Source organism: Sphingomonas flavescens, from assembly GCF_030866745.1.
In the GTDB taxonomy this organism is placed as follows: Bacteria; Pseudomonadota; Alphaproteobacteria; order Sphingomonadales; family Sphingomonadaceae; genus Sphingomicrobium; species Sphingomicrobium flavescens.
Genome location: NZ_CP133016.1, coordinates 1,397,032 through 1,411,865 on the forward strand (window position 1 = coordinate 1,397,032; position 14,834 = coordinate 1,411,865).

Here is a 14,834-nt window from a genome sequence, read left to right on the forward strand (position 1 = left end):
AGGGAAGTCGCACCGAACGCAAAGCTTGCGTCAGACCGTTGCTGAAAGGATCGCGCCGCAAGCTGATCTTGGTGGCTAGCGCCGAGCTGAGCGAAACTCGTCTGAGTCAGGCTTTCCGACGAGCCACTAATGTCTACACTGGGTCGAAAACGGACATTAGTGGCGCAGGCTTTCAGGAAGCCCATGGATCACTAGCAAGCGGTTTGGGGGTCGGTACTGGCCATTTTCCTCAAGCCACATAAGCAGCTAAGTGATCGCATCGACCTGATGATCAAATGCGGCCCTCGGAAAGCTTAATGGTTCAGCAAAGACATTGGCGGCCCAGTGAGCCTGTTCGGGGACAAATAGCTGGCCTGCCTTCACGTTGAGCGGTGCAGAAACGACCGGCGCGCAGTACACCACGGCTATAACGCGCAGTTTAGGCAGTCTGACGAAAAGGCAGCCAGTCCACGCGCGCATTTAGTACGCCCCCCACGGATCCAATTCAGCTGGCCAGTAACGTTCCGCGCTTTCGAAGTCGGAGTATTCGTCTATCAGCTCAGGCCCAGCGTTGATTATGGGCGGCCTGGCCTCACGTTCATCAACCCAGTTCATCAGTTGTGACAAGGCATCGACCTGATCATCATGCCGCGTCGACGGAAAGCCGAGCAACTCTGCCTTGAATGTGGCCAGCCATGGAGCCTCTTTGGGCAGGATTAGGTCTCCCGCTTCGATCATGATGCTCGCAGCCTCAAGCCTGGTGATTTTGTCGATCTTCGGCCGGCGAGCAATTGGCGAAGGAACGCCGCTCGGCGACTCGTTGCGGAGGCGCTGAATCAGTGCTGTCCCGTTCACCGTGTCTTCGACGAGAAGCGACTGGCACTCATGAAGACGTGCCAGGTCGATGCATGCCTTCCAGAGTTCGCTAAACTGAACCTTCCGCCGCCAAACATCGAGGAGGTACACCTTCCGGCCTCTCACCAGCGCCGTAATGCCGACGGAGAAGTCATTCCGCTCGTCATCCTTGGAAGCTGTGTCCCAGCTCTGAACAATGAGCCCGCCGTCACCTCTGCTCGGCGCTCGATCATACTCCAGCAGCCAATCCGCCTTGACGATGTGGCCCTTCGCGGGGACCGGGTCCTGTTGGTACTGCGCAGCGAACAGTCGTGAGCCAATCGATTTCTCGCGTTCGCGCAACTCGCTCAGCGGGCAAAAGCTAGGCGCCAAAGCCTGACCTTCCTCGCGAATGTGAATACGGCCGCGGGTCAGAGGAACGAGCTCACGCGAAGTGGCAATTGCGGGAAGAGAGAGTTGAGGCCAACCTCGCTCGGCCAGCATCCCAGCCAGGTCGTATTGGTGGAGCCGTTGCATAACGACAATGATCGCGCCCTCCGTGGGCTGATCTAGGCGGGAGCTCAGCGTTGAGAAGAACCACTCGACGACAGCCTCCCGCACAACATCTGACGTAACCTCGTCGGGCTTATGAGCATCGTCGACGATGATGTAGTCACCGCCTCGCCCTGTGAGCGTACCAGTGATGGAGGTTGAAAGGCGACCACCCGCGGCCGTCGTTTCGAAGTCGTGGACAGCGGACCGGCTGGCCCTGATCCTAGTTCGCGGAAAGAGCCGCTGATAGAATGTCGTTTGCATCAGCGTCCGACAGTCGCGGGCGAGCGCAGACGAGAGTTCATTCGAGTAGCTGACACAGACGAAGCGCAACGACGGATTGTGGCCCAGCTGCCAGGCGACCCACAGCACAGAGATCAGCAAAGACTTGAGATGCCGCGGCGGAAGGGTGACGACCAGGCCGCGGATCTCGCCCGCGCTGATCTGATCGAGGACGTGAGCAACGGCGTCGAAGTGCCAGTTGGGCTTGAGAGTACCTCCGCGGATCAGCGGGTAGGCACGAAGCACGAATGACACGAAGTCGCGGCGGCAGAGCTCGTCCATGAACGCTTCAGGGTCTTGGACAGACGCCAGCATCTGCGCGCGGTTCACTGGTCGTCTCCCGATGCGTTGCGGCCGTCGGAAGAGCGGGGACCGTTCTCACCGTCAGCCCTTGCGCCATCGCTCTGTTGCGCTGATCTGCCCAGGAAGTGCTCCAGAATGCTTTGATCATGCGACGACAGGGTAGTCTGCTTGGGACGCTGATCTTCGAAGCCCTCGAACTGAATGATCAGGCCAACGATCTTTTCTGCCGCGCGAACATCGCCTTTGGCTGCTTTCGCGATGAGGGATTTTAGGACGAGGCGGCGCTTGGGCAGCTTCCTGACCCTGCCGCCTTCGGTAACTTCCACGAGTTCGTTGAGCTCCTGCCGCAGCTCAGATCGCAGTCCCTTCGCTCCCGTGGGGCGCCCGCCTTTGTTACCGGACACGCCAGGAGGAAACTGGGTTCGTCGTGAGCCTTCCGATTTGCCCCGTCCGTCCTCAGTCATGGCCTTGGCCCTCCTGACGATCGGCAGCGACCTCATCGAAGGTACGCCCGTCGGCATGCGTCGGGACCAAACCTGTCGCGTCACGGAGGCGTCGAAGCGCCGTATCGACGAACACGGGGTCATATTCGATTGCAGCGCCCCGACGTCGCGTCCTGTGACATGCCTGCAGGGTTGTCCCGGACCCGCTAAATGGATCGAGGACGAGATCATTGGGATTGCTGAAATCCAGCAGGAAATCGGCCACAAGAGCAGTCGGCTTTATGGTACAATGGTCCTTTAGGTCCCGCTCCCGACCTTTGTAGAAGCCGCTCGCTCCGGTATATTCTACGACATTGGTGCGATAGCGGCCGGAACCGAGCACGTTGTTGACGTGCTTCGCGCGCCCTGACTTGAAGATCAGGATTAGTTCGTGACGTGATTTCAGGAACGCCCCTTGGCCTCCCGAGGGCTTGGCCCATACAACCAGTTGCTTGAACTCGCTGTAGACGCCGTCCCCGGCGTCCAGGATCTCCCGCAGATGCCGCCAGTCCATACAGTGCAAATGCAGCGAGCCGTCAGTGGAGAAGCGGACGCAATTGCGGAACACCATCCGCAGAAAGGCGGTGAATTCCGCCACTGACATTTCGCCAGTCGCCATGGCCCACTGGCGCGGCTTGACCTTGCCATTTCCGCCGACGTGGCCATCCAGCTTCACGTTATAAGGAGGGTCCGCGAAGATCAGCTTCGCCCGCTCACCCGCGAGCAGCGCTTCGTAGCTGGAGCTGTCTCGGGAGTCTCCGCAGTAGAGCCGGAGATCTTCGCCGATCATCCACAAATCACCCGGGCGGGTAACAGCAACAACGTCGTCGAGTGGCATTTCCACGAGCTCGTCGTCGGGTGGAGGTTCCTCGCTGATGCTGAAGTCCAACGCCGACAGATCGAAGCCGGTACCGTCGAGGTGTAGATCGTGGTCGAAGAGAAACTGAAGCTCGGACGCCAGTGCCTCGTTGTCCCATTCGCTGAGCTCCGCCAGACGGTTGTGGGCGATAATGAATGCGCGGCGTTCAGTATCGTTGAGGAACGCCATCCTGATGACGGGGACCTCTGTGTAGCCGGCGGCCCTCGCGGCTTCGAACATGCTGTTGCCGGCGACGATCATTCCATTAGCGTCGACGAGCAGGGCACCTCGAAAGCCGAAGCGGCGTAAGGATGATATTAGCTGCTCAATCTGCTTTTTGGACGGCTTGCGCAGGCGTTTCGGGTTCGTGTGCAGCTCTGAGAGCGGATGCATCTCGAGCTTTGGGTGGTTAAGAATCAGCGACATTTAAAGCTCCTCGGCAGAAGGGGAGCTCTCCAATGAGACTCGTTCGTTCGTCTCGCGAACGAGAAGAAGTTTTATTTTCTCGTCTTATTTCTCGACGGGAGGAGGCATTCCTGCAGATCGTCACTGCAAACAGACACGATGGCATCTAAGTGCGACGCAACGGGCTTCTGCCCTTTCGCGATCTCGCTGATCTTGTTGACCAGAGTTCGTGTCGACAATTGTGGGTCAATGCCTTGGAGCACGATACCCATTGCAACGGACTCGTTCGAAAGAAAGGACGGCTCGACGTCCTGGCGGCCTTGGCGAACCTTCGGTTTCTCGAGCCCGGCCGCCTCAAACGTGGCCATTAGGGCCCGAACTGCGTCATCCAGCGCAAAGTCTGCTGAACCATGAGAAGGCCTGAAGGCTCGATCGAAATGCTCAATTCGGTTGGCCCGGCGACGCAACTCTGCACCAAGGTCATGCAACGACATCGACCTTGCGTCGCCATCGACGCTGATGGCGACAGCGTATTCCGGCGCGATTTGCAGCATCAAGGTTTCTGCCTTTCTCAACGTGGCGGCCAGCTGCTGGAGGAGAAGCCTCTGCTCTCCTGGCTGACCAGATACACTTTGGAGGAGGCGGTTGCCCCAAAAGTCTTTCGCAAGGCGGGCAAGATTGGCCTTTAATGCAGCTTTGGGCTCATCATTCGCAAGGCGCAAAGCGGCGACGGCGCGCTCCGCAAGCTCGCTGATCCTTGGTTCAGCGTCGAACGGAACGGCGCTCTTTGACATGCAGCAATCTCTCCTGTTCGGCGAAATTACTCTCCTGATCCTTCTCGCAAGAAAACGACCGTGTTTCGTCCGTGTAGCAGACACTTGGACGCGGTAAGGTAGTCAGATTAGGCGAAGATATGCGAGATTATCCTGTAAATCTCCTGCTTGACAGGAAACCTGCGCCGGAGACGGATGAGCGCATGACTGCGTCGCGCACCACCCTTCACCGTTATCACTCGCCCTCTCGGGCGACGGGGGATTATTCGGCGATCAAGCCACGACCCGCGAGCCAGGCTCGCAACGCCGAAGGCCAGCTGTCGCTAGTTGTGCCGTGGTGACGAAAGCCAAACCCGTGGCCGCCATTTTCGTAGATGTGCAACTCCGCCGGCAAGCCCGCTTTGGTCCAGCGCTCGTACAGATCGATACTGTTGCTCGCGGGCAGTTGCGGATCGTCTTGCGCAGCACCGATGAAGATCGGCGGCGCGCCGGCGGGAGGGGGCGCCGCGTCGAGGGCCGCACCGTACATTACGATCGCGAAGTCGGGCCGGGCCGAAGGCTCTTCGCCAGCCGCGACTTCGGCGGTCGCCATCGCACCAGCCGAGAAGCCGATGATACCGATCTTGCCCCGGCGTAAGCGGTAGGTTTGGGCGTGCGTTCGAACATAGCGGACGGCCTGCCGCGCATCGGCCACGGCGAGTACCCGTCGGCTTCTCGTCGCCCGCGCGAAGTCCGCCAGCGTCTCGCCAAAGGACTCGCCCTTCTGCGGCGGACGCACCCGGTACTTGAGCACGAACGCGGTCACGCCATTCTTCGCCAGCCACTGCGCTGTTTCCACGCCATCGACGTCCCAGGCGAGCGCGCGGAATGAGCCGCCCGGCAGCACGATCATCGCGGTTCCGTTGGCGTCGGCCGCGGACGGTCGAAAAACGGTCAGAGTTGGCACAGTGACATTGGTAATCACATGAAGCTTGCCGACTGCCGGGAGCGTCACGTCGGCGACCTCCTCCGGCCCCTGCCAGTCCTCGCTTCCGGGCGCCTGACCCGGCCAAAGCCGGATGACCTCCCCGGTCGCCTCGTGGCGACGGCTGGTCGGTGCGGCAAAAGCATCGCCGCTCATGAGCGCAAGGAGAAGCGCCATCCACCCGCCACGCATACCGACCATCAACACCTCGCGATCAAAGAGGCGACGATGCTCCGTTCAACGCAGCAAGCCAATGTAAAATCAGATCACGGGCATTCGTTTAAAGACCGTGTCTTCAACGGGCCCCGCAAGGTCTTGGATGTCGAGGTCATACCGTTGCCGAAGCGCATCGATGACATCCTCGACCGAACGCTCGGGCGTCGAGGCGGCTGACGAAATGCCGAGTGTCCCATCCGGCGGGATCAGTCGCCAGTTTATGTCGTCAGAACTCGCAGCCAATTGCATCTGCGGACAATATTCGGCTGCCACTTCGGCCAGTCTCCGAGCATTGGACGAGAAGCTCTCCCCGACGATGATTACCGTGTCCGCTTGGGCCGCCATGCTGCGCACCGCTGCCTGACGATTGCTCGTCGCGTAGCAGATGTCGCTGCTCGACGGTCCGACCAGGTCGGAAAAATGAGCCGCCAGCGCCGTCACGATCAGCGCCGCATCATCAACTGAGTAGGTGGTCTGGACGGCGTAGGCGACAGGTTCTTCCCGGCGAAGCGGCAAAGCTGGGATCTGCGACGGGTCGTTGATCACAAATGCACCGGCCCGCGGCAAATGGCCCAGCGTGCCCGCGATCTCGGGATGTCCTTCATGCCCCACCAGCACGACACGGCGACCATTGCGGTAGTGCCGTTCGACTTCGCGATGCACCTTGGCAACGAGGGGGCAGACGGCGTCGTAGGCGATAAGCCCGCGCCGGCGTGCCTCCGCCGCAACCGCGGGGGCGACCCCGTGCGCTGAGAACAAGACCACGGCACCGTTCGGCACGTCATCCAGTTCTTCGACGAAAATTGCGCCTTCCGCTTCGAGCATGCGGACGACTTCGAGGTTATGGACAATCGGGCGCCGCACGTGGACGGGCGGCCCGTAAACCCGCAACGCGTCGCGCACCGCGTCGATGGCGCGCACGACGCCCGCGCAAAAGCCCCGCGGACTGGCGAGCAGGACCGTCAGCCCCGCGCGGGCCGATTTAACGCGATTGCTTGGGGGTGTGGTTGTGAGGTTTTCCGTCATCGGTGCCCGGGCTCATCACCCGCCGACCGAACGCTAGTTTCCCGCTTGGGAGCCGTGAACTGCCCTAAAGCAGGTATTGTAGGCGGATGCGTTCGCGCGTGAAGCCCGCCGGCACCTGAATGGCAACGGCATTGAAGCGCGGCGCGCCGAATCGAATGACGACCTTGTTGGAAAACCCAAACCCTTCGCGCGGGATGCCCAGCATCGTATCGAGCCGCTGATTGCCGTTTTCATCGTGAAACAGAGTGATCGCGTAGCGGCCGGGGGTCAGGCCTTCGAACTTCAGGCTTCCGACCGTCGCCGCAGCCGTCCGCGTCAGCGCATGGGGATCGCCCCGGCAGTCGGGGAAATGGCCAGGGTCCTGGGTGATGCAGACATGGATCTGGCCCTTGGCATTGCGCAATCCCGACACATCGACCTCGAGCACGTTGTCCGGCGTGGCGGCCGCGACGGTCAGCAAGGCGAGTGGAGCAAGGGCATATACGCGCATGATGGGGGAGCCTATCAGCCGTTTCGCATGCCCGCTATCGCCCCCAGGCCACAGTCATGAGCAAAGTTGTCATCGCCGGCGGGGGTCTGAGCGGCGGTCTCCTTGCACTCGCGCTCAAGGCGCGGCGCCCTGACGTCCAACTGCTGATTGTCGATCAGGGCGAGACATTCGGGGGCAACCACACCTGGTCATTCTTCGACACGGACATCGCCGCAGGCGATCGTTGGGTGCTGGATCGGATCGAGGCCGCGCACTGGCCCGACACCGAAGTCCGTTTCCCTAAACGGCAGCGGACGATCCCCATCGGTTACAACAGCATCGCGTCGGAGGCGCTCGACGCGGCAATGAAGCGAACGTTGCAGCCTGCCGAATATCGATTGCGCGTCGCGCTGGCTGAGGTCGGACCGAACCACGTCGTGCTCGCGACCGGCGAACGGATCGAGGCGGATGCGGTCGTCGATGCGCGAGGGCCCGGCCCGATGCCCGGGCAGGACCTGGGGTGGCAGAAGTTCCTGGGTAGGACATATCGCTATCCGGTGCCGCACGGCGTCAAGCGGCCGGTGATTATGGATGCCACGGTGGAACAGCGCGACGGCTACCGATTCCACTATCTGTTGCCCTTCGATCCGCACCGCCTGCTGATCGAGGACACATATTATTCACCCGACGCGTCGCTTGATCGGGATCGGCTCGCCGCCGACGTCGATCGGCGCGCGGCAAGTCTTGGTGACGGCGCGACCATGATAGCGGAGGAAAGTGGCGTTCTGCCGATCCTGATCCGCGGTGATTTCGACGCTTGGTGGCCCCGCGACGACGGCCTGCCGCGGGTCGGTCTTCGCGGCAGCTTTTTTCACCCCACGACGAGCTATTCGCTGCTCGATGCAGTGACGACTGCCACCTTTATCGCGGAGCAGCGGGAACTAACCTCACGCGTCCTCGCGGAGGTACTGCGCGCGCGCGCAGCCAAAAGCTGGAAGGACCGTTCCTTTTTTCAACTTCTCAACCGCATGCTGTTTGGCGCGGCGGAACCCCAGCAGGAATATCGAGTGCTCGAACATTTCTATCGGCTGCCCGCCGACATCATCGCGCGTTTCTATGCGGGGCAACTCACGACCTTCGACAAGCTCCGCATTCTCAGCGGCCGGCCACCGGTGCCGCTCGGTCGCGCCCTGCGCACGCTGACCGGGAAAGCGGCATGAGTAAGCGCGTCGCCATCATCGGCTCTGGTTTTGGAGGTCTGGCGCTCGCCATCCGCCTGCAATCGGCGGGGATCGACACGACCATCCTGGAAGCCCGCGACAAGCCCGGTGGCCGCGCTTATTATTGGGAAAAGGACGGGCACGTCTTTGATGCCGGCCCAACGGTGATCACCGACCCCGCCTGCCTGCGCGAGCTATGGGAACTGTCCGGCCACGATCTGGCCGAGGACGTCGACCTCGTCCCCGTGACCCCGTTCTATCGATTGTCGTGGCCGGACGGGACGACGTTCGATTACACGAACGACGACGCTGAATTGTTCGATCAGATCCGCGCGCTCGAGCCGGCGGACGTGGAGGGCTACCGCAAGTTTCTCAACTATTCCGCCGGTGTCCACGAGGAAGGTTACGTAAAGCTCGGCGCCGTGCCGTTCCTCGACTTCCGCTCGATGCTGAAGGCCGCCCCGTCGCTGGCGCGGTATCAGGCCTGGCGGTCGGTCTATTCGATCGTGTCGGGCTTCGTTCGCAATGAGAAGCTGCGTCAGGCGCTGTCCTTCCACACACTGCTGGTTGGCGGCAATCCGATGACGACCAGTTCGATCTACGCACTGATTCACAAGCTGGAGCGCGACGGTGGCGTCTGGTTCGCGCGTGGTGGCACCAACCGGCTGATCGCCGGCATGGTGCGCCATTTCGAACGGCTCGGCGGCAAAATCCGCTTGGGCGATCCGGTGGCTGAGATCGCGACCGACGGAACCCGCATAACGCGCGTCCGAACGCAGTCTGGCTTCGAAGAAAGTTTCGATGCCGTCGCATCAAACGCCGACGTTCTGCGCACCTACGAAATGCTGCAGCACCGGTCGGCCAAGCGATCCGCCGCCAGGCTGAAGCGCAAACGCTATTCCCCCTCACTGTTCGTGCTGCATTTCTCGACCAGCGGGACCTGGCCGGACGTCGCCCATCACAGCATTCTGTTCGGCCCGAAATATGCCGAGCTGCTCGACGAGATCTACAAGGGCGACGGCCTCCCGCACGACCCTTCGCTCTACCTGCACCACCCGACGATCACCGACCCCTCGATGGCGCCGCCTGACCGCTCGACCTTTTATGCGCTGGCGCCGGTGCCGCATCTTGGACAGACCGAATTCGACTGGGCGGTCGAGGGTCCGAAATATGCGGAGCGTATTCTTGAGGTTCTCGAGGAAAGAATGCTGCCCGGCCTGCGGGAACGTCTGGGCACGGTCTTTCACTTCGGACCGGCGGACTTTGAAAGCGAACTCAACTCCCACCTCGGCTCCGCATTCAGCCTCGAACCGGTGCTGACGCAGAGCGCCTATTTCCGCGTGCACAACCGCGACAGTAAAATCCCGAACCTGTACTTCGTCGGCGCAGGCACCCACCCGGGCGCCGGCATTCCCGGCGTGGTCGGCAGCGCGAAGGCCACTGCCGGGCTGATCATCGAGGACCTCGCCCGGTGACGCGCGACGAAATTGTTGCCGGCGCGCGCGATGCCATCCAGCAAGGCTCGAAATCCTTCCGCGCGGCCAGCCGTCTGTTCGACCACGTAACCCGCGAGCGCGCCTGGCTGCTCTACTGCTGGTGCCGCCATTGCGACGACGTGGCGGACGGGCAGGTGTTCGGGTTCGGACACGTCGCCCCGGGCAAGGTGTCGACGCTGCGCGACGAGACTCGCCGCGCTGTCGCAGGGCAGCCCGGCGACGCCATCGCCTATCAAGCGCTGGCGCTGTTGTTGACCGAGCGGCCGATCCCGACGCGTTATCTGGAAGATCATCTCGAAGGTTTCGCGCTCGACGAGATCGGGTGGCGGCCGACCACCACCGAGGACCTCACCAAATATTGCTACCACGTCGCCGGTGCGGTGGGTTGCATGATGGCGGTCATCATGGGCGTCCCCGCGGACGACGAGGAAACCCTGGGGCGGGCAGCCGACCTCGGCATTGCCTTCCAGCTGTCGAACATTGCCCGCGACCTGCGCGAGGATCTGGAAAACGGCCGCTGTTACCTGCCGACCGACTGGCTGGCCGAGTTCGGCGTCACACCCGACCAGCTGTTCCAGCCCGAGCACGAACCCGCGCTGCTGGCGATGGTAGACCGCCTCATCACCGAAGTCCGCGCCCGCGAGGTCAGCGCGCACAAGGGCGCCGAGCAACTCCCGTTCCGCTCGCGGCTGGCCGTTCTCACCGCGCTGCGCATCTACGGCGCGATCGGCCGCCGCGTGCAGGCGCTCGGCAGCCATGCCTGGGACGAGCGCGTCAGCGTCGGCAAGGCGCGCAAGCTCGCCCTGCTGATCCCGAGCTTTGCCGAGGCTACGGTTGGCGCAAAGGCCGCGGGCGCACGGTAGCGAAGCCGCCGATCCCCGCGTCGGTCCCGCACAATCGATCCCAGAACCGGAAATAGAGCCCGAAGTTCGTCAGGAATTTATCGTGGTGGCGCTGGTGATGGCTGGCGGTGATCAGCCAGCGGCCGAGCGGCCCGTGCACCACCCAGCGCGGGAACAGCTCCCACCCCATGTGATTGGTGACGCCCATTACCGTCATCACCGTCAGCACCACCCCCAGCGCGGCGACGTGTATCGGGATCAGCAGCACAAGCGCCGGAATGACAACGGCACCGGTGATCGACTCCCAAGGGTGAAAGCTCATGGCCGTCCAGGCGGTCGGCTGGCGGCTGGCGTGATGCACGGCGTGCATCCGCTTGTAGACCGCTGGCCGGTGCATCCAGCGGTGGGTCCAGTAAAACCACGTGTCGTGCAGAAAGAGGTAGAGCAGCACCGAGACCGGCAGCCACCACAACGGATAAGCGGAAACGTCGGTATACACTCGCGTCCAGCCATGTTCCTGCCACCCCCACGCCAGCAGTCCGGCAGGCGCGCCGTAGATAAAGGCGCTCGCTAATGACCAGCCGATCTCGTGCCGGATCTGTGGATCGCGGCCCGCGTAAAGTCCGGGAAACCGTCGCTTAGTTAGCCAAGCAAAGCCGCCGCTGACCGCCGCGTAACGCACGGCGACGATCACCGACATCGCAACGATCGAAACGAGGATCAACGTCAGCACCGCTAGCTCCGCGGCGAGCGGAGGCCCGCGTTCTCGCGCAGCTGCCGCTTCAGCACCCGCGGCTCCGGCGCCCACAAAAACCCGAAGCTCACCGTCCCGCGCCGTGTCTCCACGGCATGGTGCAATCGGTGCGCCTGGATGATCCGGCGCATGTAGTCGGACTTGGGCAGATAGCGCGTCGCGATCCGCCGGTGGACGATCACGTCGTGAAAGCCGAAATAGATCGCGCCGTAAGCGGCGATGCCCGCGCCGACCCACGGGGCCCACTGACCCCAGTCGGACTGCACCCCGCCCCATAGCAGCACGATCGACGGCACCGCGAAGATCGCCGCGTACCAGTCGTTCGCCTCGAACAACCCAGGCCGCTCGCGGTGATGGCTGGCGTGCAGGAACCAGCCGGGTCCATGCATGATCCAGCGATGGGCGGCATAGGCCACGCCCTCCATCGCCAGGATTGTCCCTAGAAACAACAAGATGCCGGTGGGGAGGTTCACGCGCGCCTTATACGCGGAAGACGCCGCGACCCAACCCCACAGAAGGACTAGATGACGGCGTAAGCGTCGGTATGGCTCGCGTATGTTCTGCTGAGGACATAGCCAAGGTCGGCGAACGATGCCGCGCTCATCGCGGAGAAGGGATTTTCGCCGCTGTCGATGTAGCCGGTCATCAGCTCGTTATGGAACGTGTCCTCGTCCCAGTGGGAGCCAGCCGTGCCCGTCCCCCCGTCTTGCTCGACCGCAATCCCGGCCGCGGTGCCGCCCAGATTGTGATACTGTTGAACGGCATTTGAGCCGGTAAACACGCCATCGGTGACCAGCCCGAGCCGATCCCAGATCGATCCGAAGCCAAGGCTGTGCGCCATTTCGTGGAGGACAACCTGGCTGAACACGGTCAGGCCGAGCGCTTCGACGTCCACGATGTCGAACTTCATCGTCGCTGTTGCCGGCAGTGATCCAACGGTACGGACCGATGTCGGACCCGCCTGGCCAAGAATGTTGTAGAGGCCGTCGATCTGGCCGAGCTCGGCAGTGATCAAGATATCGTCGACCACTTTAGGGCCGCCTTTGCCGACGATGACCTTCGCGTCCTCGACGTCCCCGACGATGATGCTGCTCAAACGGTCGGCGGCTGCAACAAACAGGTTGTAATATTCGGTCGTCCAGCTCGTTCCCTTGAACTCGATCGTGATGTTATACGCGCCGGCCGCCCCGCTGGTGTAAGTTCCGAAGGTTGTCGTTCCACCGCCGCCACCGCCACCGCCGCCGCCTGGACCGCCCCGCGCGGCCGCCACTTCATCGGTGTGAATGGTGTGCGTTAAGTCGATGCCGAGAATTTGATCCGTCGACTGCGGCAGAACCGGTCGAAGATCGAGGCCACGAGCGTGGATGCCATGATTCGCGGCGAACTCGCCGGGATTCAAATTGCGCATAGGTTTGCCCCCTGTTGACCCCGGCCAGAGCAGCCGGCGGTTCTCAACCAGAGAAAGGTACGCAATTCGGGCGATTCGGCAACCTTTTGGTAAGCATCACGAATTTTCCGTCCCCCGCAGGGACTATCGCGCTACCGCAATTTGGCGATTTTGAGCCCGTCTTCCTTGGCGCGCTGCTTCACCGACTCCTCACTCCGGGTTAGCGCCTTGGCGATGGCCTTTAGCGCCATGCCCTTCCCCGCCAACGTCCGCAGCTTGTCCAATTCGTCCGGCCGCCATGGCTGCTTGTGACGCTCGAACCGCTCTCCACTCGCCATCTTCCGTGTCCTTTCACGGGCGGCGTAGCACAGCCTAACAAAAAGGGCCGCCCGTTGCGGGGCGACCCTTGCTTGTTCCGTTCGAAGTCTGGCGGTTAGCCGAGCAGTTCCTGCTCCAGCTTCTTCGCCATCTCTTCGATGTTCTCCGGCGGCCAGCCCGGGATGTCCATGCCGAGACGAAGGCCCATGCTCGCGAGCACTTCCTTGATCTCGTTCAGGCTCTTGCGGCCGAAGTTCGGCGTGCGGAGCATTTCCGCCTCCGTCTTCTGCACCAGGTCGCCGATGTAGATGATGTTGTCGTTCTTCAGGCAGTTCGCGCTGCGCACAGACAGTTCCAGCTCGTCGACCTTCTTGAGCAGGTAACGGTTGAGCTGGTTGGTGTCGGTCGGCGTCGCCTCGGTCGCGGCCATCGGAACGGCCTGGCCGATCATCGGCGACGACGGCATGCGAACCTGGCTGTCGTCGAAGTGGACGAACAGCTGCAGCTGGTCCTGCAGGATCCGCGCGGCATAACCCAGCGCGTCTTCCGGCGTGACCGTGCCGTCGGTTTCGATCGTCAGCGTCAGCTTATCGTAGTCGAGCTCCTGGCCGACGCGGGTGTTCTCCACCTTATAAGCAACCTGGCGGACCGGGCTGTACAGCGCGTCGACCGGGATCAGGCCGATCGGCGCATCCGCCGGACGGTTGGCGGCGGCGGGCTGGTAGCCCTTACCGATGTCCGCGGTCAGTTCCATGTTAAGCGTCGCGCCATCGTCGAGGTGGCAGATGACGAGGTCGGGGTTGGTGACCTCGATGTCGCCGCTGGTGGCGATCATGCCCGCGGTCACTTCCGCCGGGCCAGTCGCGCTAAGGTGAAGGCGCTTCGGACCTTCGCCTTCCATCCGCAGCGCAATCTGCTTCACGTTGAGCACGATGTCGGTGACGTCCTCGCGGACGCCGGCGAGCGACGAGAATTCGTGGAGAACGCCGTCCATCTTGATCGAGGTGACGGCGGCACCCTGCAGCGAGCTCAGCAGCACGCGGCGCAGCGAGTTGCCCAGCGTCATGCCGAAGCCGCGCTCCAGCGGCTCGGCGACGAAAGCGGCGCGGCGGCGGCTGTCGCTACCGGACTGCTTCTTTTCGAGCGCGTTGGGCTTCTTGAGTTCCTGCCAGTTCTTTGCGTTGACGGCCATGTGTCTTCCTGCCCTGTGGCGAGGCGTCCCTCGCCTTTGTAAATTTGGTTCGCCGCGGGGAGAGCCGCGGCAGCGAAGCCAGGTCTCGTTAGACCCGGCGACGCTTGGACGGACGGACGCCGTTGTGCGGGATCGGCGTCACGTCGCGGATCGAGGTGATCGTGAAGCCGACCGCCTGGAGCGCACGAAGCGCGCTCTCGCGGCCCGAACCCGGTCCCTTGACCTCGACTTCGAGCGTGCGGACGCCGTGCTCGGCGGCCTTCTTGCCCGCGTCTTCGGCAGCGACCTGCGCCGCGTACGGCGTCGACTTGCGGCTGCCTTTGAAGCCCATCATTCCGGCGCTGGACCAGGCAATCGCGTTGCCCTGCGCGTCGGTGATGGTGATCATGGTGTTGTTGAAGCTAGCGTTCACGTGAGCGACGCCGGCCGTGATATTCTTGCGCTCTCTCCTGCGGAGGCGCTGCGGTGCCTGGGCCATGTT

16 protein-coding genes are annotated in these 14,834 nt (G+C 62.5%); 3 read left to right on the plus strand and 13 right to left on the minus strand.

Annotated elements, in window-relative coordinates; genetic code table 11:
* Nucleotides 1-459 precede the first annotated feature (459 nt).
* The 7 genes from terL to QU596_RS07245 all read right to left on the minus strand — a co-directional run bounded on the left by terL (nucleotide 460) and on the right by QU596_RS07245 (nucleotide 7,165).
* A complete protein-coding gene (terL, locus tag QU596_RS07215; protein WP_308514494.1) occupies nucleotides 460-1,977 on the minus strand; it encodes a phage terminase large subunit in 1,518 nt (505 codons plus the stop codon).
* Complete coding sequence (locus QU596_RS07220; RefSeq protein ID WP_308514496.1) at nucleotides 1,974-2,471, minus strand: DUF5681 domain-containing protein; 498 nt, start codon at nucleotides 2,469-2,471, stop codon at nucleotides 1,974-1,976. The genes terL and QU596_RS07220 overlap by 4 nt, the downstream gene beginning before the upstream one ends.
* On the minus strand, nucleotides 2,407-3,717 hold the full coding sequence (locus QU596_RS07225) for a site-specific DNA-methyltransferase (RefSeq protein ID WP_308514498.1): 1,311 nt from the start codon (nucleotides 3,715-3,717) through the stop codon (nucleotides 2,407-2,409). The genes QU596_RS07220 and QU596_RS07225 overlap by 65 nt, the downstream gene beginning before the upstream one ends.
* A 71-nt stretch (nucleotides 3,718-3,788) precedes the next feature.
* Nucleotides 3,789-4,490, minus strand: a complete 702-nt coding sequence (locus QU596_RS07230; RefSeq protein ID WP_308514500.1) for a hypothetical protein — start codon at nucleotides 4,488-4,490, stop codon at nucleotides 3,789-3,791.
* Nucleotides 4,491-4,731: 241 nt separating this feature from the next.
* A complete protein-coding gene (locus QU596_RS07235) occupies nucleotides 4,732-5,610 on the minus strand; it encodes an alpha/beta hydrolase (protein ID WP_308514502.1) in 879 nt (292 codons plus the stop codon).
* A gap of 84 nt (nucleotides 5,611-5,694) precedes the next feature.
* Nucleotides 5,695-6,675 (minus strand): 4-hydroxy-3-methylbut-2-enyl diphosphate reductase, encoded by a 981-nt coding sequence (gene ispH, locus QU596_RS07240; RefSeq protein WP_308514504.1) that lies wholly within the window; start codon nucleotides 6,673-6,675, stop codon nucleotides 5,695-5,697.
* 64 nt (nucleotides 6,676-6,739) lie between these two features.
* Nucleotides 6,740-7,165, minus strand: a complete 426-nt coding sequence (locus QU596_RS07245; protein ID WP_308514506.1) for a DUF2141 domain-containing protein — start codon at nucleotides 7,163-7,165, stop codon at nucleotides 6,740-6,742.
* 56 nt (nucleotides 7,166-7,221) lie between these two features.
* On the opposite strand from QU596_RS07245, the gene crtY reads away from it, so the two are divergent.
* From crtY to QU596_RS07260, 3 genes are read left to right on the plus strand one after another with little or no spacing between them, the layout of a single operon-like run.
* The gene (gene crtY, locus QU596_RS07250) at nucleotides 7,222-8,364 is read left to right on the plus strand and encodes a lycopene beta-cyclase CrtY (protein WP_308514507.1); all 1,143 of its coding nucleotides are present in this window, start codon (nucleotides 7,222-7,224) and stop codon (nucleotides 8,362-8,364) included.
* Complete coding sequence (locus tag QU596_RS07255) at nucleotides 8,361-9,839, plus strand: phytoene desaturase (protein ID WP_308514509.1); 1,479 nt, start codon at nucleotides 8,361-8,363, stop codon at nucleotides 9,837-9,839. The genes crtY and QU596_RS07255 overlap by 4 nt, the downstream gene beginning before the upstream one ends.
* Nucleotides 9,836-10,723: a phytoene/squalene synthase family protein gene (locus tag QU596_RS07260; protein WP_308514511.1), complete on the plus strand. Its 888-nt coding sequence runs from the start codon at nucleotides 9,836-9,838 to the stop codon at nucleotides 10,721-10,723. Before QU596_RS07255 ends, QU596_RS07260 begins: the two co-directional genes overlap by 4 nt.
* Here the strand turns inward: QU596_RS07260 and QU596_RS07265 are convergent.
* The 6 genes from QU596_RS07265 to rpsK form a co-directional block, all read right to left on the minus strand.
* Nucleotides 10,689-11,402, minus strand: a complete 714-nt coding sequence (locus tag QU596_RS07265; RefSeq protein WP_420030968.1) for a sterol desaturase family protein — start codon at nucleotides 11,400-11,402, stop codon at nucleotides 10,689-10,691. The two genes, QU596_RS07260 and QU596_RS07265, sit on opposite strands and share 35 nt — an antisense overlap.
* A gap of 35 nt (nucleotides 11,403-11,437) precedes the next feature.
* A complete protein-coding gene (locus tag QU596_RS07270; RefSeq protein WP_308514514.1) occupies nucleotides 11,438-11,929 on the minus strand; it encodes a sterol desaturase family protein in 492 nt (163 codons plus the stop codon).
* 47 nt (nucleotides 11,930-11,976) lie between these two features.
* On the minus strand, nucleotides 11,977-12,864 hold the full coding sequence (locus QU596_RS07275; protein ID WP_308514515.1) for a leishmanolysin-related zinc metalloendopeptidase: 888 nt from the start codon (nucleotides 12,862-12,864) through the stop codon (nucleotides 11,977-11,979).
* A 131-nt stretch (nucleotides 12,865-12,995) separates the two neighbouring features.
* Nucleotides 12,996-13,181 (minus strand): hypothetical protein, encoded by a 186-nt coding sequence (locus tag QU596_RS07280; RefSeq protein ID WP_308514517.1) that lies wholly within the window; start codon nucleotides 13,179-13,181, stop codon nucleotides 12,996-12,998.
* A 95-nt stretch (nucleotides 13,182-13,276) separates the two neighbouring features.
* Nucleotides 13,277-14,353 carry a DNA-directed RNA polymerase subunit alpha gene (locus tag QU596_RS07285; protein WP_308514519.1) on the minus strand — a complete coding sequence of 359 codons (1,077 nt, stop codon included), beginning with the start codon at nucleotides 14,351-14,353 and terminating at the stop codon, nucleotides 13,277-13,279.
* Between the two features lie 88 nt (nucleotides 14,354-14,441).
* Entirely contained in the window at nucleotides 14,442-14,831 is a 390-nt protein-coding gene (gene rpsK, locus QU596_RS07290; protein ID WP_241447108.1) for a 30S ribosomal protein S11, read from the minus strand.
* Nucleotides 14,832-14,834: the final 3 nt, after the last annotated feature.

Coding starts and splice junctions, on each gene's coding strand:
- QU596_RS07285 (WP_308514519.1), bottom strand. CDS start 14,353: ATGGCCGTCAACGCAAAGAACTGGCAGGAACTCAAGAAGCCCAACGCG.
- QU596_RS07225 (WP_308514498.1), bottom strand. CDS start 3,717: ATGTCGCTGATTCTTAACCACCCAAAGCTCGAGATGCATCCGCTCTCA.
- QU596_RS07230 (WP_308514500.1), bottom strand. CDS start 4,490: ATGTCAAAGAGCGCCGTTCCGTTCGACGCTGAACCAAGGATCAGCGAG.
- QU596_RS07265 (WP_420030968.1), bottom strand. CDS start 11,402: ATGTCGGTGATCGTCGCCGTGCGTTACGCGGCGGTCAGCGGCGGCTTT.
- QU596_RS07280 (WP_308514517.1), bottom strand. CDS start 13,181: ATGGCGAGTGGAGAGCGGTTCGAGCGTCACAAGCAGCCATGGCGGCCG.
- rpsK (WP_241447108.1), bottom strand. CDS start 14,831: ATGGCCCAGGCACCGCAGCGCCTCCGCAGGAGAGAGCGCAAGAATATC.
- QU596_RS07275 (WP_308514515.1), bottom strand. CDS start 12,864: ATGCGCAATTTGAATCCCGGCGAGTTCGCCGCGAATCATGGCATCCAC.
- ispH (WP_308514504.1), bottom strand. CDS start 6,675: ATGACGGAAAACCTCACAACCACACCCCCAAGCAATCGCGTTAAATCG.
- crtY (WP_308514507.1), top strand. CDS start 7,222: ATGAGCAAAGTTGTCATCGCCGGCGGGGGTCTGAGCGGCGGTCTCCTT.
- QU596_RS07245 (WP_308514506.1), bottom strand. CDS start 7,165: ATGCGCGTATATGCCCTTGCTCCACTCGCCTTGCTGACCGTCGCGGCC.
- QU596_RS07235 (WP_308514502.1), bottom strand. CDS start 5,610: ATGGCGCTTCTCCTTGCGCTCATGAGCGGCGATGCTTTTGCCGCACCG.
- QU596_RS07255 (WP_308514509.1), top strand. CDS start 8,361: ATGAGTAAGCGCGTCGCCATCATCGGCTCTGGTTTTGGAGGTCTGGCG.
- QU596_RS07220 (WP_308514496.1), bottom strand. CDS start 2,471: ATGCCGACGGGCGTACCTTCGATGAGGTCGCTGCCGATCGTCAGGAGG.